This is a genomic window from Thalassobaculum sp., from assembly GCF_040219615.1.
Taxonomy (GTDB): Bacteria; Pseudomonadota; Alphaproteobacteria; order Thalassobaculales; family Thalassobaculaceae; genus Thalassobaculum_A.
On the sequence record NZ_JAVJSE010000010.1, the window covers coordinates 413,677 to 433,232 of the forward strand.

The 19,556-nt window shown below is 70.1% G+C and carries 20 protein-coding genes, 1 tRNA gene and 1 pseudogene; 12 read left to right on the forward strand and 10 right to left on the reverse strand.

Annotated features, from left to right (window positions below; all coding sequences use genetic code 11):
- Window positions 1-40 precede the first annotated feature (40 nt).
- Window positions 41-1,486 (reverse strand): NAD(P)-dependent oxidoreductase, encoded by a 1,446-nt coding sequence (locus tag RIC31_RS06710; protein ID WP_502990072.1) that lies wholly within the window; start codon window positions 1,484-1,486, stop codon window positions 41-43.
- Between the two features lie 303 nt (window positions 1,487-1,789).
- Between RIC31_RS06710 and RIC31_RS06715 the strand changes: the two genes are divergently transcribed.
- Window positions 1,790-2,590, forward strand: a complete 801-nt coding sequence (locus tag RIC31_RS06715) for an undecaprenyl-diphosphate phosphatase (protein ID WP_350104553.1) — start codon at window positions 1,790-1,792, stop codon at window positions 2,588-2,590.
- Between the two features lie 13 nt (window positions 2,591-2,603).
- On the opposite strand, the gene RIC31_RS06720 is transcribed toward RIC31_RS06715, so the two are convergent.
- Complete coding sequence (locus RIC31_RS06720; protein ID WP_350104555.1) at window positions 2,604-3,557, reverse strand: complex I NDUFA9 subunit family protein; 954 nt, start codon at window positions 3,555-3,557, stop codon at window positions 2,604-2,606.
- A 198-nt stretch (window positions 3,558-3,755) separates the two neighbouring features.
- On the opposite strand from RIC31_RS06720, the gene RIC31_RS06725 reads away from it, so the two are divergent.
- The 8 genes from RIC31_RS06725 to ptsN all read left to right on the forward strand — a co-directional run bounded on the left by RIC31_RS06725 (window position 3,756) and on the right by ptsN (window position 9,842).
- A tRNA-Leu gene (locus RIC31_RS06725) sits at window positions 3,756-3,842 on the forward strand.
- 23 nt (window positions 3,843-3,865) lie between these two features.
- On the forward strand, window positions 3,866-4,477 hold the full coding sequence (locus RIC31_RS06730; RefSeq protein ID WP_350104557.1) for a ribonuclease D: 612 nt from the start codon (window positions 3,866-3,868) through the stop codon (window positions 4,475-4,477).
- Between the two features lie 150 nt (window positions 4,478-4,627).
- Window positions 4,628-5,290: an LPS export ABC transporter periplasmic protein LptC gene (lptC, locus tag RIC31_RS06735; protein WP_350104559.1), complete on the forward strand. Its 663-nt coding sequence runs from the start codon at window positions 4,628-4,630 to the stop codon at window positions 5,288-5,290.
- Complete coding sequence (locus tag RIC31_RS06740; protein WP_350104562.1) at window positions 5,287-6,114, forward strand: LptA/OstA family protein; 828 nt, start codon at window positions 5,287-5,289, stop codon at window positions 6,112-6,114. The genes lptC and RIC31_RS06740 overlap by 4 nt, the downstream gene beginning before the upstream one ends.
- 67 nt (window positions 6,115-6,181) lie before the next feature.
- A complete protein-coding gene (gene lptB / locus RIC31_RS06745) occupies window positions 6,182-6,952 on the forward strand; it encodes an LPS export ABC transporter ATP-binding protein (protein ID WP_350104697.1) in 771 nt (256 codons plus the stop codon).
- Window positions 6,953-6,964: 12 nt separating this feature from the next.
- Window positions 6,965-8,533 carry an RNA polymerase factor sigma-54 gene (gene rpoN, locus RIC31_RS06750; RefSeq protein ID WP_350104564.1) on the forward strand — a complete coding sequence of 523 codons (1,569 nt, stop codon included), beginning with the start codon at window positions 6,965-6,967 and terminating at the stop codon, window positions 8,531-8,533.
- A gap of 203 nt (window positions 8,534-8,736) precedes the next feature.
- Window positions 8,737-9,318 carry a ribosome hibernation-promoting factor, HPF/YfiA family gene (gene hpf, locus RIC31_RS06755; RefSeq protein WP_350104568.1) on the forward strand — a complete coding sequence of 194 codons (582 nt, stop codon included), beginning with the start codon at window positions 8,737-8,739 and terminating at the stop codon, window positions 9,316-9,318.
- A gap of 59 nt (window positions 9,319-9,377) precedes the next feature.
- Entirely contained in the window at window positions 9,378-9,842 is a 465-nt protein-coding gene (gene ptsN, locus RIC31_RS06760) for a PTS IIA-like nitrogen regulatory protein PtsN (RefSeq protein ID WP_350104570.1), read from the forward strand.
- A 30-nt stretch (window positions 9,843-9,872) separates the two neighbouring features.
- Here the strand turns inward: ptsN and RIC31_RS06765 are convergent, their stop codons facing one another.
- The 7 genes and pseudogenes from RIC31_RS06765 to RIC31_RS06795 all read right to left on the reverse strand — a co-directional run bounded on the left by RIC31_RS06765 (window position 9,873) and on the right by RIC31_RS06795 (window position 15,544).
- Entirely contained in the window at window positions 9,873-10,079 is a 207-nt protein-coding gene (locus RIC31_RS06765) for a DUF1150 family protein (protein WP_350104573.1), read from the reverse strand.
- Between the two features lie 85 nt (window positions 10,080-10,164).
- Entirely contained in the window at window positions 10,165-10,611 is a 447-nt protein-coding gene (locus tag RIC31_RS06770) for an Hsp20 family protein (RefSeq protein ID WP_350104575.1), read from the reverse strand.
- Window positions 10,612-10,773: 162 nt separating this feature from the next.
- Window positions 10,774-11,469 (reverse strand): trypsin-like serine peptidase, encoded by a 696-nt coding sequence (locus tag RIC31_RS06775; protein ID WP_350104578.1) that lies wholly within the window; start codon window positions 11,467-11,469, stop codon window positions 10,774-10,776.
- Window positions 11,470-11,533: 64 nt separating this feature from the next.
- Window positions 11,534-12,361, reverse strand: coding sequence for a phosphodiesterase (locus tag RIC31_RS06780; protein WP_350104580.1), 828 nt, complete (start codon window positions 12,359-12,361; stop codon window positions 11,534-11,536).
- Between the two features lie 80 nt (window positions 12,362-12,441).
- Window positions 12,442-13,761 carry an ABC transporter substrate-binding protein gene (locus RIC31_RS06785; RefSeq protein WP_350104583.1) on the reverse strand — a complete coding sequence of 440 codons (1,320 nt, stop codon included), beginning with the start codon at window positions 13,759-13,761 and terminating at the stop codon, window positions 12,442-12,444.
- A gap of 12 nt (window positions 13,762-13,773) precedes the next feature.
- Window positions 13,774-14,622: pseudogene (locus tag RIC31_RS06790) on the reverse strand (carbohydrate ABC transporter permease).
- The gene (locus RIC31_RS06795; RefSeq protein ID WP_350104586.1) at window positions 14,612-15,544 is read right to left on the reverse strand and encodes a carbohydrate ABC transporter permease; all 933 of its coding nucleotides are present in this window, start codon (window positions 15,542-15,544) and stop codon (window positions 14,612-14,614) included. The pseudogene RIC31_RS06790 and the gene RIC31_RS06795 overlap by 11 nt, the downstream one beginning before the upstream one ends.
- Before the next feature lie 333 nt (window positions 15,545-15,877).
- Between RIC31_RS06795 and RIC31_RS06800 the strand changes: the two genes are divergently transcribed.
- Together RIC31_RS06800 and RIC31_RS06805 are read left to right on the forward strand one after the other, a co-directional pair.
- Window positions 15,878-16,930: an ABC transporter ATP-binding protein gene (locus RIC31_RS06800; protein ID WP_350104589.1), complete on the forward strand. Its 1,053-nt coding sequence runs from the start codon at window positions 15,878-15,880 to the stop codon at window positions 16,928-16,930.
- Between the two features lie 65 nt (window positions 16,931-16,995).
- On the forward strand, window positions 16,996-17,412 hold the full coding sequence (locus RIC31_RS06805; protein ID WP_350104591.1) for a RidA family protein: 417 nt from the start codon (window positions 16,996-16,998) through the stop codon (window positions 17,410-17,412).
- A gap of 210 nt (window positions 17,413-17,622) precedes the next feature.
- On the opposite strand, the gene RIC31_RS06810 is transcribed toward RIC31_RS06805, so the two are convergent.
- Window positions 17,623-18,516 (reverse strand): sulfurtransferase, encoded by an 894-nt coding sequence (locus RIC31_RS06810; RefSeq protein ID WP_350104593.1) that lies wholly within the window; start codon window positions 18,514-18,516, stop codon window positions 17,623-17,625.
- An 80-nt stretch (window positions 18,517-18,596) separates the two neighbouring features.
- Here RIC31_RS06810 and RIC31_RS06815 point away from each other — a divergent pair, with 80 nt between their 5' ends.
- On the forward strand, window positions 18,597-19,541 hold the full coding sequence (locus RIC31_RS06815; RefSeq protein WP_350104595.1) for a DMT family transporter: 945 nt from the start codon (window positions 18,597-18,599) through the stop codon (window positions 19,539-19,541).
- The last annotated feature ends 15 nt before the right edge of the window (window positions 19,542-19,556 follow it).

The window sequence follows — 19,556 nt, forward strand, 5'->3', positions numbered from 1 at the left end:
GAGCTGCTGGGCTCGGGAGTCTGGGCTCGGGCGTCTGGGCTCAGGCGGCGCTGCGGGCGGACGCGGTCTCGGCCTTGGCGGCCAGGTAGTCGTGGATGCGGTCGGCGACGTCGCGGCCGTCGCGGACGGCCCACACCACCAGCGAGGCGCCGCGGACGATGTCGCCGGCCGCGAACACCCCGTCCAGGCTGGTCATCATGGTGCGGAAGTCGATCCGCACGGTGCCCCAGCGGCTGACCTCGAGTTCCTTGGCGCCGAACATCGCCGGCAGGTCCTCGGGATCGAAGCCGAGCGCCGTGATCGCCATGTCGCAGTCGACGGTGTAGCTGGAGTCCTCGACGACCTGCGGGGCCTGGCGGCCGGTGGCGTCCGGCACGCCCAGCCGCATGCGGTGGCAGCGCACGCCGTCGACACGGCCGTCGCCGACGAACGCCTCGGGGGCCGACAGCCACTGGAAGTCGACGCCCTCGTCCTCGGCGTTCGCGACCTCGCGCTGGGAGCCGGGCATGTTGGCACGGTCGCGGCGGTACAGGCAGGTCACCGACACCGCGCCCTGGCGCACCGCGGTGCGCACGCAGTCCATGGCGGTGTCGCCACCGCCGATCACCACCACGCGCTTGCCCTGGGCGTTCAGGGTGCCGTCGTCGAACGCCGGCACGGCGTCGCCGAGGCCCTTGCGGTTGGACGCCGTCAGGTAGTCGAGCGCCGGATAGATGCCGTCCAGGCCGACGCCCGGGCACTTGATGTCGCGCGCCTTGTAGACGCCGGTCGCGATCAGCACGGCGTCGTGGCGACCGCGCAGATCCTCGAGCGTGACCGTGGACCCGATGTCGGTGTTCGGGTGGTAGACCACGCCGCCGTCAGCCAGCAGGGCGCTTCGGCGCTCCACCACGTCCTTCTCCAGCTTGAAGTTCGGGATCCCGTAGATCAGCAGCCCGCCCATGCGGTCGTAGCGGTCGTAGACATGGACCTGGTAGCCGCGCTTGCGGAGCTGCTCGGCGGCCGCCAGGCCGGCCGGCCCGCCGCCGATCACGCCGATCGACTCGTCGCGCTCGCGCGGCGGCTTCACCGGCTTCACCCAGCCGTTCTGGAAGGCGGTCTCGGTGATGTACTTCTCGACCGAGCCGATGGTCACCGACTCGAAGCCCTTCTCGATGACGCAGTTGCCCTCGCACAGCCGGTCCTGCGGGCAGATCCGGCCGCAGATCTCGGGGAAGTTGTTGGTGGCGCTGGCGACCTCGTAGGCCTCCTCCAGCCGGCCCTCGGCGGTCAGCATCAGCCAGTCGGGGATGTTGTTGTGCAGCGGGCAGTGCACCTGGCAGAACGGCACGCCGCACTGCGAGCACCGCCCGGCCTGCTCCTCGGCACCGGCCGTGTCGAACTCCGCGTAGATCTCGCCGAAATCGGTGGCGCGCTCCTCGGCCGCGCGCTTGGCCGGCATGCGCTTGGCGGTGCCCACGAATTTGAGCATGCGATCGGTGGTCACGGATGGCCTCCCTCGTCCCGGACGCTCTGGAAGTCGGAGGGCGGCGGCCGGGGACAGACTCTATACACAAGGCCCGGGTCCGAAGAAAGTCGTTTCCGGCATTTTAGGTCATGAATGTTGACTAATTCCCGCCCGACACCGCTGCCGTTCCGGCTGATCGCCACAGTCGCTCGTCGGGCGTCGGAATATTAGTACGATATCGAGACTATTTTCCCGACTGTCATGCCGGACGCCGAATGACTAATGTTTCCGACCGTCTGCAGGGGGGAGTCGCGGCGACTCCCATCGTCGGGAGCGTCGTTGGTGAGCATCGAGCAGTTGATCGTCCTGGCGGTCGTCCAGGGCATAACCGAGTTCCTGCCGATCAGCTCCTCGGGCCATCTGATCCTGGTGCCCTACTTCACCGGCGAGGTCGACCAGGGCCTGATGATCGACGTCGCCCTGCATGTCGGCACCCTGGGCGCCGTGATGCTCTATCTGTGGCGCGACATCGCGCGGATGCTGGTCGGACTGGGCCGGATGCTCCGCGGCCGGGCCGACCCGGGCGCCCGGCTGGCCCTGCAGCTGGTCGTCGCCACCCTGCCGCTGGTGGCCGCCGGCTATGCCGCCTCGCGCTATCTGGGCGACACGCTGCGGTCGGTCGAGGTGATCGGCTGGGCGACCCTCGGCTTCGGAATCGTGCTGTGGCTGGTCGACCGCGCCGGCATGACGGTGCGCCGGATCGAGCATCTCAGCTACGGCGGCGCGCTGTTCATCGGCTGCTCGCAGATCCTGGCGCTGATTCCCGGCACCAGCCGGTCCGGCATCACCATGACCGCCGCCCGGCTGCTCGGCTTCGAGCGCGCCGAGGCCGCCCGGTTCTCGATGCTGCTGTCGATCCCGGCGATCGTCGCGAGCGGGTCGCTGCAGGGACTCAAGCTCTACCAGACGGGCAACGAGCAGCTGACCGTCGATGCCTTCGTGGCCGCCGGCCTGGCGCTGGTCGCCGCCCTGATCGCCATCGTCGCCATGATGGGCTGGCTCCGGCGCGCCAGCTTCCTGCCGTTCGTGCTGTACCGGATCGCGCTCGGCGGCGGCCTGCTGATCTGGCTGTATTTCGGTTGAGCGCGAACCGGGCTCAGGCGTTGACGCGGCCGCCCGCGTAGCGCCCGCCGACCCGGAACTTGTCCAGATAGCTCGGCACGACGATCTCCAGCGGGGTCGCCTCGATGCCGAGGTCGGCGAGGGTCTTCGCCCCCGGCGCCACCACATTGTCGGACTTCAGCAACTCGACCTGATCGCGGGTCAGGGGCGGCACCGGCAGCAGTTCGAGGATCGCGCCCTGCAGCGCGGCCAGCCAGAACGGCAACGGCACCAGCATGCGCTTGCGGCGGATCTCCGCCAGCATCAGCTCCAGCAGCTGCCGGAAGGTATACACCGACGGCCCGCCGAGCTCGTAGTCGGCGCCGGCCGCCTCCGGGCGGTCGAGCGCCGCCATCGCGGCGTCGGCGACGTCGTCCACGTAGACCGGCTGGAACCGGGTGGTCCCGCCGCCGATCAACGGCAGCACCGGCATGACCTGGGCCATTGCCGCGAACCGGTTGAAGAACGAATCGTCCGGCCCGTAGACGATCGACGGGCGCAGGATCGTGGCGGCCGGGAACGCCGCGCGCACCGCCGCCTCGCCGGCCGCCTTGCTGTGGGCATAGGCCGACCGGCTGCCGGCGTCCGCGCCGATCGCCGAGACATGGACCATCGCGCGGGCCCCGGCCGCGGCGGCCGCCTTGGCGATGGAGCCGGGCGCGGTCGCCTGGACCGCGTCGAAGGTGTTGCGGCCGGACTGGTGGAGAATGCCGACCAGGTTGACGACCATGTCGGCGCCGGCGACGGCGCGCGCCACCGCGGCCGGGTCGGTGACGTCGGCACGCATCGGCGTGACCTGGCCGACGACGCCCATCGGCTTCAGGAACTTGGCGTGCTCGGCGTCGCGGCAGACCGCGTTCACCCGCACCCCGCGCGCGGCGAGTTCCCGCACGACGTTCCTGCCGATGAACCCGGAGGCTCCGAACACGGTGGCGAGCTGGCCCTGCATGGCACCTTCCCCTTCGGCGACGAGCGTCACGCAACGGCTTATAGTACAGGCCGGCGCCCAAGGGGGAGGACGAATTCGCCGCCGCGGCGTCCGAGATCTTCCGATTGCCGCGAGGGACGACGAAAACCCTTTGACAGGGGGGCGGCCCGACACTATTTCTCCGGTCCCGTGACGGCGCCCCTGGCGCCTCCGCACCTTGCCCAGGTGGCGGAATTGGTAGACGCGCTAGCTTCAGGTGCTAGTGGCCGAAAGGTCGTGGAAGTTCGAGTCTTCTCCTGGGCACCATTACTTCTCGTCGGGATGACGACATGACGGTGACGCTTCACAAGGGCGACCTGCCCGACGGCCTCACCCTCGGCCCGATCGTCGCCATCGATTCCGAGACCATGGGGCTGAAGCCGATCCGCGACCGGCTCTGCGTGGTCCAGCTGTCGTCCGGCGACGGCAACGCCCACCTGGTGCAGTTCGCCCCCGGCGCCTACCGGGCCCCGAACCTGGCGCGGCTGCTGACCGACCCGGATACTCTCAAGCTGTTCCACTACGCGCGCTTCGACGTCGCGGTGATGCAGGCGTTCCTGGGCGTCGACACGGCGCCGGTGTACTGCACCAAGATCGCCTCCAAGCTGGTCCGGACCTACACCGACCGGCACGGCCTCAAGGATCTGTGCCGCGAGCTGCTGGGCATCGAGCTGTCGAAGCAGCAGCAATCGTCCGACTGGGGGGCGACGGACCTGACGGCGGAGCAGCAGGCCTATGCCGCCTCCGACGTGCTGCACCTGCACGCCCTGAAGGAGCGGCTCGACGCCATGCTGGCGCGCGAGGGCCGCAGCGAGATCGCGGCCGACTGCTTCCGGTTCCTCGGCACCCGCGCCGCCCTCGACCTTATCGGCTATCCGGACGAGGACATCTTCTCGCACTGACCGGTTCCTGGTCCGGCCGGCCTCGCGCCGCCGGGTCCGCGTCCCCATATCGCCCGGAATGCCGCGCCGGCTACACGGCAGTGCCGCGACGCGGTATAACCCAGTCATACGGCTTCACCGACGCCCAAGGATCAGCGAGCCCGATCGACCGTGGCCAGCACCGACCCGACAGTGATCGCCCCTCCCGAGCGCCGGCCGCGACCGCGCCTCCGGCGGCAGTTCGCGGCCGCGCAGTCGAGCCGGCTGGTGGCGGCGATGAAGATGCTGCTGCCGGCGATCGCGCTCTGCCTGATCGCGCTGGTGGTGATCTGGCCGCAGCTGCTGCAGGTCGGCGACTCGTTCAAGGGCCCTAGAATCGCCGCATCCGACGCCGATACCCTGCGGGTCGCCAATCCGCGGTTCGTCGGGGTCGACGAGAAGGACCGCCCCTACGAGATCATCGCCATTGCCGCACGCCAGGAGAGCGAGTCCGCCGACGACGTGCATCTCGACGGCCCGCAGGCCGACATGATGACCGAAGCCGGGACCTGGATGACCCTGACCGCCAGCACCGGGGTCTGGCACAAGCGCGCCGAGTCGGTCGATCTCGGCGGCGGGGTGGCGGTGTTCCACGAGGCCGGCCATCAGCTGGCCACCGACACCGCGCGCATCGACCTCGGCGAAGGCACGGCGGCGAGCGACGACCCGACCACCGGCCAGAGCCCCGGCGGCAACGTCTCCGGCGAGGGCTTCAGGCTGTACGACCGGGGTGCGCGCATCGTGTTCACCGGCAAGGCGAGGGCCGTCCTGTACGGGTCCGGGACCGGCGGATGAGCATTCGCCTGTCACGATTGCCAGGGCGCCTGGGTCTCGCCTTGCTGCTGGCGGCGTTCGCGCTGCTGCCGCCGGCGCCGGCCGCCGCGCAGCTGCTGCAGGGCGACGACAACAACGTCCCGGTCACGGTCGAGGCCGACAACGGCATCGAGTGGATCCGCGACAGCAAGACCTATGTCGCGCGCGGCAACGCCAAGGCGGTTCGCGGCGACACCCAGGTGACCGCCGACACCCTGCGGGCGCGCTATCGCGAGAAGCCGGACGGCACCTCGGAGATCTTCCGGCTGATCGCCGAGGGCCACGTGGTGATCACCACCCCGCGCGAGCGCGCGACCGGCGACAAGGCCGTGTACGACCTCGACAAGTCCAACATGCTGCTGACCGGCCGGGACCTGCAGTTCCGCAGCGGCCAGGACCTGATCACCGCGCGCGAAAGCCTGGAGTACTGGCAGGAACGCGAGGTCGCGGTCGCCCGCGGCGATGCGGTCGCCACCCGCGAGCGCCAGACGATCCGGGCCGATACCCTGACCGCGTTCTTCGAGAAGTCGAAGAAGGGCGGGACCGCGCTGAGCCAGGTCGAGGCCGACGGCAATGTGGTGATCACCACGCCGGAGGAGGTCGCCCGCGGCCGCGAAGGGGTCTATAATGCCAAGCAGGGGACGGCCACGCTTACCGGGGATGTGCGCATTACGCGCGGAAAGAACCAGTTGAACGGCGAGCGCGCGGTTGTGAACCTCAATACCGGCGTCAGCCGGCTCCTGCCGGCGGGCAAGGACGGTGGCCGCGTGAAGGGATTGTTCACGCCGGGGACCGTGCCGCAGTGAGCGGCGGTCGCGACGAGGCATAAGGAGCAGTGCACGCATGACCGGTCGCGAGGAGGATACGACAGCCATGTCGGGCATGCGCCCGCGGCTGGTGAAGACCTCCGACGGCCGGACGACGGACGGCCTGTCCGCCCGGAACATCGGCAAGCGCTTCAAGAAGCGCCCGGTGCTGCGCGACGTCTCGGTGAACGTCCGTCGCGGCGAGGCGGTCGGCCTGCTCGGCCCGAACGGCGCCGGCAAGACCACCTGCTTCTACGTCATCACCGGCCTGATCTCGGCCGACTCCGGCTCGGTGACCCTGGACGGCCACGACATCACCGACCTGCCGATGTACCGCCGGGCCCGTCTCGGCATCGGCTATCTGCCGCAGGAGGCCTCGATCTTCCGCGGCCTGACGGTCGAGCAGAACATCCGCGCAGTGCTGGAGGTGGTGGAGCCGAACGCCAACCGGCGCGACGCCATGCTGGACGACCTGCTGGCCGAGTTCTCGATCAGCCACCTGCGGCGCACGCCGGCGCTGGCGCTGTCGGGCGGCGAGCGGCGGCGCGTCGAGATCGCCCGGGCGCTGGCCTCGCAGCCGCATTTCATCCTGCTCGACGAGCCGCTGGCCGGCATCGACCCGATCGCCGTATCGGAGATCCGCGACCTGATCTCGCACCTGACCGACCGCGGCCTCGGGGTCCTGATAACCGACCACAACGTCCGGGAGACGCTCGATATCGTCGACCGCGCCTACATCCTGCACGACGGGATGGTGCTGATGGAAGGGGAGCCGGGGGACATCGTCGCGCATCGCGACGTCCGGCGCTTCTACCTCGGAGAGCGGTTCAGTCTCTAACGGATGAGGCCGATGGCGCTTTCGCAACGGCTCGACCTTCGCCACTCGCAATCGCTGGTCCTCACGCCCCAGCTGCAGCAGGCCATCAAGCTGCTGCAGCTGAACAACATGGAGCTGTCCGAGTACGTCGAGGGCGAGCTGTCGCAGAACCCGCTGCTCGAGCGCGACGACGGCGACGGCCCGGCGACCCTCGAGGCGGTGTCCCAGGACAACCTGCTGCGCCACGAGACCGAGGACGCGCCGCCGGAGCGCGGCCAGGACACCGCCGAGCGGGCCGCCACCGAAACCCTGCCGTCGGCCGGCGACGACCCGAGCGACGTCGACTACGACAACAACTGGGGCAGTGCCGGAATCGAGGAGACCGAGGGCGTGGCCGCCATGGGCGCCGGCGCCGGCGAACTGGCAGGCTGGCGGACCACCGGTGGACACGGCGGCGACGGCGACGAGTTCGGCCTCGAGCATACCCTGTCGGAGACCAAAACCCTGCGCGAGCACCTGCTCGCCCAGACCTCGATGGAGATCGCCGACCCGGCCGACCGGCTGATCGCCGCGCATCTGATCGACATGGTCGACGCCGCCGGCTACCTGGCGGGACCGATCGAGCCGGTCGCCGAACTGCTCGGCTGCCCGGGCGAGGCGGTGCTGCGGGTGCTGGACCGGCTGCAGAAGCTGGACCCGGCCGGCGTGTTCGCCCGCGACCTCAAGGAGTGCCTGGCCCTCCAGCTGCGCGACCGCAACCGCTACGACCCCTGCATGGAGGCCTTGCTGGCGCATCTGCCGATGCTCGCCCAGCGCGACTTCGCCGGGCTGCGCCGGGTCTGCGGGGTCGACGACGACGACCTCGGCGAGATGATCGCCGAGATCAAGGCCCTGAATCCGAAGCCGGGCGAGGCCTTCGAGCCGCCGGTCGACCAGCCCGTGGTGCCCGACGTCATGGTCAGGCGCGGTCCGGACGGCAGCTGGCTGATCGAGCTGAACACCGACACCCTGCCGCGGGTGCTGGTCAACAACGCCTATTTCGCCGAGGTCTCGCACCGCACGGCCAAGGACAAGAAGGCCAAGGAGTACCTGTCCGACTGCCTGCAGTCGGCGAACTGGCTGGTCCGCTCGCTGCATCAGCGCGCCACCACCATCCTGAAGGTCGCCACCGAGATCGTGCGCCAGCAGGACCGCTTCCTGGAGCATGGCGTCCAGCATCTGCGGCCCCTGGTGCTGCGCGACATCGCCGACGCCATCGGCATGCACGAGAGCACGGTCAGCCGGGTCACCAGCAACAAGTTCGTGGCCACGCCGCGCGGAATCTTCGAGCTGAAGTATTTTTTCACCGCCTCGATCGCGTCGTCCGGCGGCGGCGAGGCGCATTCGGCCGAGGCCGTGCGCGACCGGATCAAGCGGCTCATCGACGCCGAACCGGCATCTGCCGTATTATCCGACGACCGCATCGTCGAGCTGTTGCGCGCCGATGGCGTCGACATCGCCAGGCGAACGGTCGCCAAGTATCGGGAAGCGCTGCGCATCCCGTCGAGCGTCCAGCGTCGGCGCGACAAGGCCATGCTGGTCGCCCTGCCGGCACGCGGATGAAGCCCCGATGGGGACGCATGACAGACCATGGAGGGTGGCATCTATCGCGACTTGACGCCGTTCAGCCCCGCGACTAGGTTCCGCGGCCTCGCGCGCGGGTTCTCGCAAGGGACGCGCGGCCGCCTCCATGGGGGAGAGCGCCTCTTTCGGCCGGGCCACCACGACCCCATGTCGGAAAGTGGGACAACCACACGGACAGGACGATGAAGATTTCGGTCCAGGGCAAGCAGCTCGACGTGGGCGACGCCTTGCGCGAGCGCATCGAGTCGACGGTCGAGCAGATCGCCGCCAAGTATTTTTCCAACCCGATCGACGCGACGGTGACCCTGTCGCGGCAGGGCCCGGGCTTCAAGGCCGACATCAACGTGCATGTCGGCAAGGGCATCTCGGTCACCTCCGAGGGCACCAACGGCGACGCGCATGCCGCGTTCGACGGGGCCGCGGAGCGGATCGACAAGCAGCTGCGGCGCTACAAGCGGCGGCTGCGCGACCACCATCGAGGTCACTCCGAGGAGGCGGCTCCGGCGGCCCAGTACGTGCTGGCGGCCGAGGCTGACGACACCCCGGAGCCCGAGACCGTGGACGGCTGGGAGCCGGTCGTGGTCGCCGAGATGGAGACCACCATCGAAGTGCTTACCGTGGGTGAGGCCGTGATGCGCATGGATCTCGCCAGCGCGCCGGCCCTGATGTTCCGCAACCGGGGGCATGGCGGCCTGAACATGATCTACCGCCGCCCGGACGGCAATGTCGGCTGGGTCGACCCGCCGAGCCGCACCCAGAGCTGACGACGACATGGAACCGCCGGCGTCGGGACGCGCCGGGCGGCGAAAGGACGACTGCAGCGATGGACATCACGGATTTGATCTCGAGTGACGCCATCATCCCGACCCTGCGCGCGCCCAGCAAGAAGCAGGCGCTCCAGGAGTTGGCCCGCAAGGCCAGCGAGCTGACCGGCATCGAGGCTCGGGAGATCTTCGACGTGCTGCTCGAACGCGAGCGGCTGGGCACCACCGGAGTCGGGCACGGCATCGCGATCCCGCACGGCAAGCTGGCCAAGCTCGACCGGCTTTACGGCGTGTTCGCCCGCATGGAGCAGCCGATCGACTTCGACTCGATCGACGACGAGCCGGTCGACCTGCTGTTCCTGCTGCTGGCGCCCGAGAGCGCCGGGGCCGACCATCTGAAGGCCCTGGCCCGGGTCTCCCGGCTGCTGCGCGACCGCACCGTGTGCAACAAGCTGCGCGGCTGCGAGAGCCGGGACGCGATCTACGCGCTGTTCACCGACACCACGGCCAGTCACGCCGCCTGAGCGGATCGCAAAGGCGGCGCAGCGGCCCGTTCAGTGCACGCTGACCGGCTGCAGGTCGTTCTGGCGGATGGCGAGTTGGGCCAGCTCCAGGCTGGGGAACACGGTTACGCCGGTCCCGTCCGCGGCATGCACAGCGAACCGCATCTCCTGCTCGATCTCGACCGGCTTGACGTAGGCGATCTGGTCGACGCCCAGGGTGGCCAGGGCCTGCGGGCTGATCTGGCGGATATCGTTCATCGTCACCTCCTGCGCCCCGGCCATCGCGGCCCGGAGCCTTGGGTACGGGTTGGTCGGGCCCCGCTCGAGCGGCAGCCCCTGTGGGTCATTCGGGCTTGACGTCGATCGTCCTGCCCTGCTTTCCGCCTCCGCGGATCTCGATGGTGTGCACCTTGGTCTCCGGCACCGGCCGGACCAGGTCGATATGCAGCAGGCCGTTGTCCAGTTCCGCGCCCTCGACCTTGATGCCCTCGGCCAGGACGAAGGTCCGCAGGAACTGCCGGGCGGCGATCCCCCGATGCAGGTAGATGCGGTCTTCCTCCTCGGCCTGCCGGCCGCGCACCACCAGCTGGTTGTCCTCGATCTGGACGCTGAGGTCGGCCATCGAGAAACCGGCGACCGCCAGCGTGATCCGCAGCCCGTTCTCGGAGGTCTGCTCGATGTTGTAGGGCGGGTAGCCGTCCGCCTGGGCCTTCTGCACCCGATCCAGGGCGCGCTCGAAATGATCGAAGCCCAGCAGCAGCGGCGAGTTGAAAAGCGACATGCGCGACATCGGCCTCTCCTCAGGCGAGCGAGAACCCCAAGCATCGGCCCGCGGCATGCGGCGCCGAGTGCGGACCGCCCCGTCAGGCCGCGGACCGCACGCCATAACGTGGTGGGTGCGGGAGCACCGGTCAAGAGACGGTAACGGCCGACCGCCGGCGGCTCCGGCCGGTCATCGGCGGGCGAGGCGCGGCATCCGCTCGGGATCAAGGGGTTCGGCCAGGCCGACGCTGCCGCGCCGGCCGACATGGATGGCCGCCACCGCCAGCCCGGCGCCGGTATCGATCAGGATCGGCGCCCCGGAATCGCCGCCGATCGCCTCGCAGTCGTGGTTCCACAGGCCGTCGTCCGACCAGCCGAGGAACCGGCAGGCCGGGTCGACGGTCAGGACCTGGCCCTTGTCGCGGCTGTAGCCGGCCTGGAACAGCGCGGTGCCCGGCACGGTGCCCCGCCTGGCGATCGGCACCGACGCGATCATCGCCGGACCGTCGAGCCGCACCAGCACCGCCTCGTTGCCGACCGGCTCGTAGCCGACCGCCTGGCGGTGCTCGATGTAGCCGCCACGGCTGTAGCCGGGCAGGAAATGCACGAGGTCGGGCGCCACCCATTCCTCGCCGCGGAAACCGCCCAGACAGTGCCGGGCGGTCAGCGCCAGGTCGGGGGCGACCAGGGTGGCGGTGCAGTGCCGGCGGATCCGGAAGCCGGCGACGTTCAGGCGCCCGACCGCCTGCCAGGGCGCGGCATCGGGTGCGACGATGACCCGGCCGCCGATCGCCGCGCCGGTGGCGTCGGCGTCGCGCGCAACCGTTCCGGACAGCGCCAGCCCAAGCAGGAGCAGCAGACACGGGGCGAGGCGCCGCACAATCATGCAGGATATGTAGCGGCTCCGCCGCGCCGCGCCAGTGTCAATTCGGTGCCGGGTCGGCGAGGCGTCAGGCGCCGCCGGGGTAGTCCGGGTCCAGGACGAACGGATACGGGCCGTCGTAGCGCTCGACATAGACCTGGTGGGTCACCACGCCGGTGCCCTCGATCCAGGCATGCACCAGGAAGGCCGGCGGCTCCATGACGAACAGCCCGTCGGCACCCGGGTCCAGCCGGTACTCGACCTGATGGGCGACCGACGGCGCCACCTGGGCGAGCGTGCCGGCCCAGCGCGCCTGGATCGGGCGGTGGTGGTGGCCGCACAGCACCCGCTCGATCTGCGGGTTGTCGGCCACGATCGCGGCCAGTTCCGCGGCGCCGTCGAGCAGCCGGATCGCGTCCATGTGCTCGATGCCGCAGGCGAAGGGCGGGTGGTGCAGCGCCAGCAGGGTCGGCCGGTCGGCAGCCTCGGCCAGCGTGGCCCGCAGCCTGGACAGCCGGCGCTCGCACAGCGCGCCGTGGCCGTGGCCCGGCACCACGGAGTCGACGCCGATCAGCCGCAGCGGGCCGTGGTCGGCGACGAAGTCGACGAACACCGGGTCGTCGCCGAGGGTCGGCCAGCCGGCGAATGCGTCGCGCAGCGGGCCGCGACGGTCGTGGTTGCCGGGGATCAGGTAGACCGGCATCGCCAGCGGCTCGAGCATCCGGCGCAGCAGCGCGTATTCCGAGGCGAGCCCGCAGTCGGTCAGGTCGCCGGACAGGATCAGCGCGTCGGGCCGGGGATCGAGCGTGCGCAGGGTGGCCAGCGCGCGGGCCAGCAGGGTGTTGACCTCGACGACACGGTAGGCCGGCGTGCCCGAGGGCCGGACGTGCAGGTCGGTAATCTGGGCGATCAGCATGACGTTGGTCCCGGAGCAGGATCGAAAAAGGCGGAACGGCCCGCCCGAAACCGGCGGGCCGTTCCCAAGGGGGGAATGCGTCAGTTCGGCAGGCTGAGCGCGGTCTGCTCCACATACGGGCGCATGATCTCGTCGGCCTTGGCCTGGGCGGCCTTCAGCGCCTCGGCCGGCTTCTTCTTGCCGGCGATCACCGCCTGGACCTCGTCCTCCAGCGCCTTGCGGACCGCGACCGTGTTGTAGGTCGCGAACCAGGACTGGGCGTACTGCAGCTGATCGAGAGCGACCTTGGCGTCCGGGTTCTCGGCGATGAAGGACTTCATCTCCGGCAGGTCGTAGGCGCCCTTGTTCGGGGCGAAGTAGCCGGTGAAGCGGCTCCAGTGACCGGAGATCTCGGGGCTGGTCAGCCACTTGATCAGGGTCCAGGAGGCCTGCCTGCGCTCGTCCGACAGGCCCTTCGGCATGATCAGCGAGGCGCCGCCGATGGCGACCGCGTTGCGCAGGTTGCGCGGCACGAAGGCGACCCCGTAGTTGCCCTTCATGTTCTGGCGGATGAACGACAGCGAGCCGGTCGAGAGCACCACCATCGAGGCCTGGCCGGCGAAGAACGCGGTCGACACCGCCTTGCCGTCGGTCACGCCGTCCGGCATCACCTTGTGCTTGTGGGCCATGTCGCCCACCAGGGTCAGGGCGCCGAGCATGCTCGGGGTGTCGTAGTACACCTCGCCGCCGAACGCCGGGTTGTAGTACAGGCCGCCGTTCGACATGGTCAGCGCGGTCATCACCCAGCCGAGATAGTCGTAGTTGCCCGGCAGCATCAGGCCGTAGCGCTTGATGCTGTCGCCGTCGCGCACGGTCAGCTTCTTCGCGGCGTCGACCCACTCGGCCCAGGTCTTCGGCGGGTTCGCCGGGTCCAGCCCGACCTCCTTGAAGTGGTCGGCGTTGAAGTACAGCAGCGGCGTGGAGTTGTGGAACGGCGCCGCCCAGATCTTGTCGGCGAAGCGGGCGTTGCCGTGCAGCGCCGGCCAGAACCGGTTCATGAAGGCGTCCGGGGTCTGGCCGTCGGCCACCACCATCGGATCCAGCGGCTGGATCTCGCCGTTGATCTGGTACTCGAGCACGAAGTTCGCGCTCATGATGACCGCCGCCGGCGGCTGGCCGGCCTTGATGGCGGCGCGGGTCTTGATGTTGGTCTCGTCGTAGGACCCGGTGTATACCGCGGTCGCCTTGATCTCCGGATGCTCGGCGTTGAACCGGTCCATCAGGGACTTCATCTCCTTCGCCAGCTTGCCCTCGACCGGGACCGGGAAGAACATCTCGATCTCGGTCGCGGCCGACGCCGCTCCCGATCCGAGGCCGAGGGTGATCGCCGCGGCGAGCGCAGCGGATGCGAGACGGGACATCGCCGTAACCTCCTATTTGACGCCAGAGAACAGGAACGAGTTGACGAACTGCCGCTGGAACAGCGCGAACGCCGCCAGCAGCGGGGCCGCCACCAGGAAGGTGCCGGCCGCGATCACGCCCCATTGCGAGGCGCTCTCGGCCCCCATGGTGAAGGAGGCGAGACCGATGGTGAGGGTCTGGTTGTCGGGCGAGGCGATGACCATCAGCGGCCACAGGAACTCGTTCCAGTGGCTCACCACCGAGACGATGCCGAAGGCGATCATGCCGGGGCGCGCCAGCGGCACCAGCACCCGCCACACCAGCTGCTACCAGGTGGCGCCGTCGACGATCGCCGCCTCCTCGAAGTCCTTGGGGATGGTCCGGAAGGTCTGGCGCATCAGGAACACCCCGAAGGCCGACGCGAAATACGGCGCCATCACGCCGAGCAGGCTGTCGTACAGGCCGAGCCGGGTGATCGTGATCAGGTTCGGCACGATCAGGATCGGCGGCACCAGCATCAGCTGCAGCAGGAAGCCGTAGAACACCAGTTCCTTGCCCGGGAACCGCAGCCGCGCGAAGGCGTAGCCGGCCAGCGTGACGGTGGCGAGCTGGACGGCCAGCGTGCCCAGGCACACCAGGGCGGTGTTCAGGTACAGCAGCGGGAAGTCGGCGGAGTCCAGCGCCTCGACGAAGTTCGCCAGGGTCGGCGCGAAATCCGGCCACAGCGACGCCATGTCGAGCCCGCCGAAGTTCTGCGGCCGGAACGACGCGATCGCCATCCACAGCAGCGGCGTCGACCACACCAGCACGATCGCCGACAGGGCGAGCAGCGCCAGCAGCGCCGACGGGCTCGGGCCACGCATGGCGCGCTCAGGCTTCATAGTGGATGCCCCGCTCGAGCGTGCGCAGCGACAGGAAGGACAGCGCCAGCAGGCCGGCGACCGACAGCACGGTGGCGGCGGCCGCCTTGCCGTAGTCGTAGTTCTCGTGCGCCTGCTGGTAGATGTAGAACAGCAGCAGGTTGGTGGAGTCCGACGGCCCGCCCTCGGTCAGCACCACCACGTGGTCGACCTGGGTGATGACGTTGACCAGCGCGATCACCAGCACGAAGGCCAGGGTCGGCCCGAGCAGCGGCAGGGTGATGCGGCGGAACCGCGCCCAGGCGCCGGCGCCCTCGATGCGCGCCGCCTCGTACAGGTCGAGCGGGATCGCCTGCAGCCCGGCCAGGAAGAACAGCATGTAGTAGCCGGCATTCTTCCACACCGTCAGCACGACCAGCGACCAGAGCGCGATGTCCGGATTGCCGAGCCAGTTGGTGCTGCCGGCGCCCAGCTTGGCCAGGTAGTAGTCGAGCAGGCCGATCCCCGGCATGAACACGAACAGGAACAGCGCGGCGGCCGCCACCAGCGGCAGCAGGACCGGGAAGAACACCACGGTCCGCAGGGCCGCGTTGAAGCGCGTGGCGTCCTGCAGCCCGACCGCCAGCGCCATCGCGACCGCCACCGACGGCAGGATGGTGCCGAGCGCATAGAGCAGGTTGTTCGACACCGCGCGCCCGAAGCTGGCGTCGGCCAGCAACCGCTCGAAATTGCCCAGGCCGAAGCTCACCAGGTCGGAGCCGAAGGTCTCGATGGTCAGCGACTGCACCAGCACCTGGCCGATCGGCCAGTAGGTGAAGGCGAACAGGAACACCAGCGACGGCGCCAGCAGCAGGGCGGCGCGGCCGGCCTGGGTTCGACGGCCGGCCGATCGCCGTGCAAGCGTCGCCGGCATGCCGATCCGGCCCTCGACCTCCGCTACCACCCCCGGCCCTCCGCCGCCGTATTTCGGAAGCGGGAAAGTGGCGGCGTCGCGTTACCGGGGCGTGTCGGTTCGCGGTCCGGACGATGAAGCTTCGACGTCGGATCGGCGGCTTCGGGCGGGGAGGCCCGTCGCGCCGTGGGTTCCGGATCGGCCGCGCCGGGGCGGCGCGCCCGTCCGGAATGACGGCAAGGGAGGCCAACCTTCTTCTTCCGTCATTCCGGACCGGTCCGCCGCAGGCGGAGTGGAGCCGGAACCCACGACGCGACGGGCGCTCTCATCAAACCGTCACGCAAACCCGCTAAGGGACGCCGATCCGAGCAACGGGGGTGCCGCATGGCCGAGATCGAACTCTCCGACGTCCGCAAGTCGTTCGACGCCCACGAGGTGATCCACGGCGTCGACCTGACGGTGGCCGACCGCCGGTTCGCCGTGGTGGTCGGTCCGTCGGGCTGCGGCAAGTCCACGCTGCTGCGCATGGTCGCCGGGCTGGAGGACGTCACCGGCGGCAGCATCCGGATCGGCGGCCGCGACGTCACCGGGGTCGAGCCGAAGGACCGCAACGTCGCCATGGTGTTCCAGAACTACGCGCTGTACCCGCACCTGACGGTCGCCAGGAACATCGCCTTCGGGCTGGAGTTGCGCGGCACCCCGCGCGACGAGATCCGCCGTCGGGTCGCGCGCGCCGCCGGCATCCTGCACCTGGACGGCCTGCTGGAGCGCAAGCCGCGCCAGCTCTCGGGCGGCCAGCGCCAGCGGGTCGCCATGGGCCGGGCGATCGTGCGCGAGCCCGACGTGTTCCTGTTCGACGAGCCGCTGTCCAACCTGGACGCCAAGCTGCGGGTGACCATGCGCCTGGAGATCCGGCGGCTGCACGAGGAGCTCGGCGCGACCTCGCTCTACGTCACCCACGATCAGGTCGAGGCGATGACCATGGGCGACGTGCTGGTGGTGATGAACGACGGCCATGTCGAGCAGATCGGCGCCCCGCTCGAGGTCTACGAGCGCCCGGCCTCGACCTTCGTCGCCTCGTTCATCGGCTCGCCGCCGATGAACTTCCTGGACGCCGAGATCGCCGGCCGCGAGGCCCGGTTCGGCGCCGGCAGCCTGGCCCTGAACGGCCACGACGCGCCGCACGGCCGCGCCACCCTGGGGATCCGGCCCGAGCATCTGAGCGTCGATCCGGAGGCCGCCGCCTTCACGCTGTCGGTCCGCATGGTCGAGCCGCAGGGCGCCGAGACCATCGTGCACGGGGTCGCCGGCGACAGCCCGGTGGTGGTCCGCCTGCCCGGCATCCACCGCGTCCGCCCGCACGAGACCCTGCCGCTGGCCGCCCGGCCCGAGCACCTGCACCTGTTCGACGCCGGCCACGGACGGCGAATCGGGTGACGCACAAGTCCGCTGGCGCCTGCTAAGCTGGCCGCGTCCTCGACCCGCCTGGAGCCCCGACGCCGATGGTCGCCCACACCCGCATCCGCCAGTTCAACACCGCCGACACCTACCCGGAGCAGAAGCTCGACAACGACCTCTGCCAGGTGGTGGTGGCGCGGGGCGCCATGGTGTTCGTGCGCGGCCAGATCGGCCAGGACCTGGACAGCTCCGCCAGCGTCGCGGTCGGCGACGCCGCCGGCCAGGCCGAGCAGGCGATGGCCAACATCGCCATGCTGCTGAAGGAGGCCGGCGCCGAGCTCGAGCACGTCACCAAGATCACCATCTACCTGGTCGACCCGCGCTACCGCGAGGCGGTGTACCGGGTCGTCGGCCGGTGGCTGAAGGGGGTGTTCCCGGTGTCGACCGGCATCGTGGTGTCGGCGCTCGCGCGGCCGGAATGGCTGGTCGAGATCGACGCCATCGCGGTGATCCCGGACTAGGCAGGGCGGCGGGAACGCTGCGCCGCCCTTCGCTTCATGGGTTCCGGATGCGCCCCGCCGCCGGCGGTTCGCTCCGGAATGACGACGGGGGCGCATTTGCGACTGCGGGTCAACGATGCGGCTCGCGCCGCTTCAGCCCCCTCCTGTCGTCATTCCGGACGGGCGCGCCGCGCCGGCGCGACCGAGCCGGAACCCACGGCGCGACGGGCCTCAGCCGGTCTGCATCGGCAGGTCGGGGTCGGTCACCCATTCGCCGAGCGAGTTGTCGTACAGCGCCACGTTGCGGTGGCCGAGCCGGGTCAGCCAGAAGGTCGTCACGCTGGCGGCGATGCCGCCGCCACAGTAGGGGACCACGCGCTCGGCATCCAGGGCCCCGGCCTCGCGCATCGCCGCGGCGATCTCCCCGCGCGGAATGAACGCGTTGGTCGACGGGTCCAGGAGATCGCGCGAGGCGACGTTGACCGAGCCGGCGATCCGCCCGGGCCGGCCGTAGTGCACGCCCTCGCCGCGGTGCTGCTCGGGCGACAGGGCATTGATCACGCAGGCGCCGCCGGCCAGCGCCTCCAGCACGCCGTCGCGGCCGACCACGAGGTGCGGGCGCGGGTCCGGGGTCAGGGTCGCCGGCGGATGGCGCTCGGCACCGCTCTCGACCGGCCGGCCCTCGGCCGTCCATTTCTTCAGCCCGCCGTCCAGCACCGCGGCGTTGTCGTGGCCGGCGACCTGCAGCATCCACCAGAACCGGGTGGCCCAGCTCGGGTTGTCGGCGGCGTACAGCACCACCGCGGTGTCGTCGCCGATGCCGTGGGCGCCGAACGCCTCGGCCAGCCGTTCCGGGCTCGGCATGGTGAACCGGAATCGCCCGGCCGGGTCGGAGAATTCGTCGCCGGTGATGTCCAGGAAGGCGGAACCCGGGATATGCGCCCGCTCGTAGCTGGACCGGCCGCTCTCGGCGCGCAGCGTGGTCTGCGGGTCGGGCACCAGGAAGCAGGTGGTGTCGAACACCCGCAGCCCCGATGCACCGAGATTTGCCGCCAGCCACTCGGTTGAAACCAGGCTGTCCGGCAACCGGGCGGTCGACGGGGCGATCGGGCTTGATCCGGTCATGACTGCGTGCTCCCTTTGTTTTCTCCAAGGCGCTGGCCTGTGCTTCCCCACCGGCGCCGAGCGTCTCCGGAATTCACTATATGCCGCCCGTCGCCCAATGGCGTGCCGCCCTGGCGGCGGTCTCGCCGAACGTCCAGGGGATGTTCTGGATCGCCCTGTCCGGGCTGATCTTCTCGAGCTTCATGGCGCTGGTCCGGTATGTGGGCGCCACCATGGACCCGATCCAGACCTCGTTCCTGCGCTACGGCTTCGGGCTGCTGTTCCTGGCGCCGTTCTTCGTCAGGGTGCGCTGGGCCGACGTGGTGGCGGCCAACTGGAAGCTGCATACGGTGCGCGGCCTGATGCACGGCACCGGCGTGATGCTGTGGTTCTACGCGATGAGCCGGATCCCGCTCGCCGAGGTCACGGCGATCGGCTTCACCAATCCGGTGTTCGCGACCATCGGCGCCGCCCTGTTCCTGCGCGAGGTCATCCGCCTGCCGCGGATCTCGGCGGTGGTCGCCGGGCTGTTCGGGGCGCTGCTGATCGTGCGGCCGGGCTTCGCCGAGGTCGATCCGGGCGCCATCGCCATGCTGATCGCCGCGCCGATCTTCGCGGCCTCCGACCTGATCGCGAAGGTGCTGACCCGGCACGAGACCGGACCGGCGGTGGTCGCCTATCTCTCGGTGTTCGTGACCCTCGTCACCTTCGTGCCGGCGATGATGATCTGGCGGGCGCCGACCCCGGAGGAATGGCTGCTGACCATCGCCATCGCCGGGCTGGCGACCCTCGGCCACCTGGCGATGATGCAGGGCTTCAAGGTCGGCGAGATCTCCGCGGTGTCGTCGGCCCGCTTCCTGCAGCTGCTGTGGTCGGCGCTGATCGGCTACGCGATGTTCGGCGAGGCGCCCAGCATCTACACCTGGATCGGCTCGGGCATCATCGTCGCCAGCGCGCTGTTCATCGCCCACCGCGAAGGCAAGGCCCGGCAGACCGGCCGCGCGACCGTCGAGGCGGCGCGCACCACGCGGACCACACCGAGCTGAGCGACCGCGCCGGTC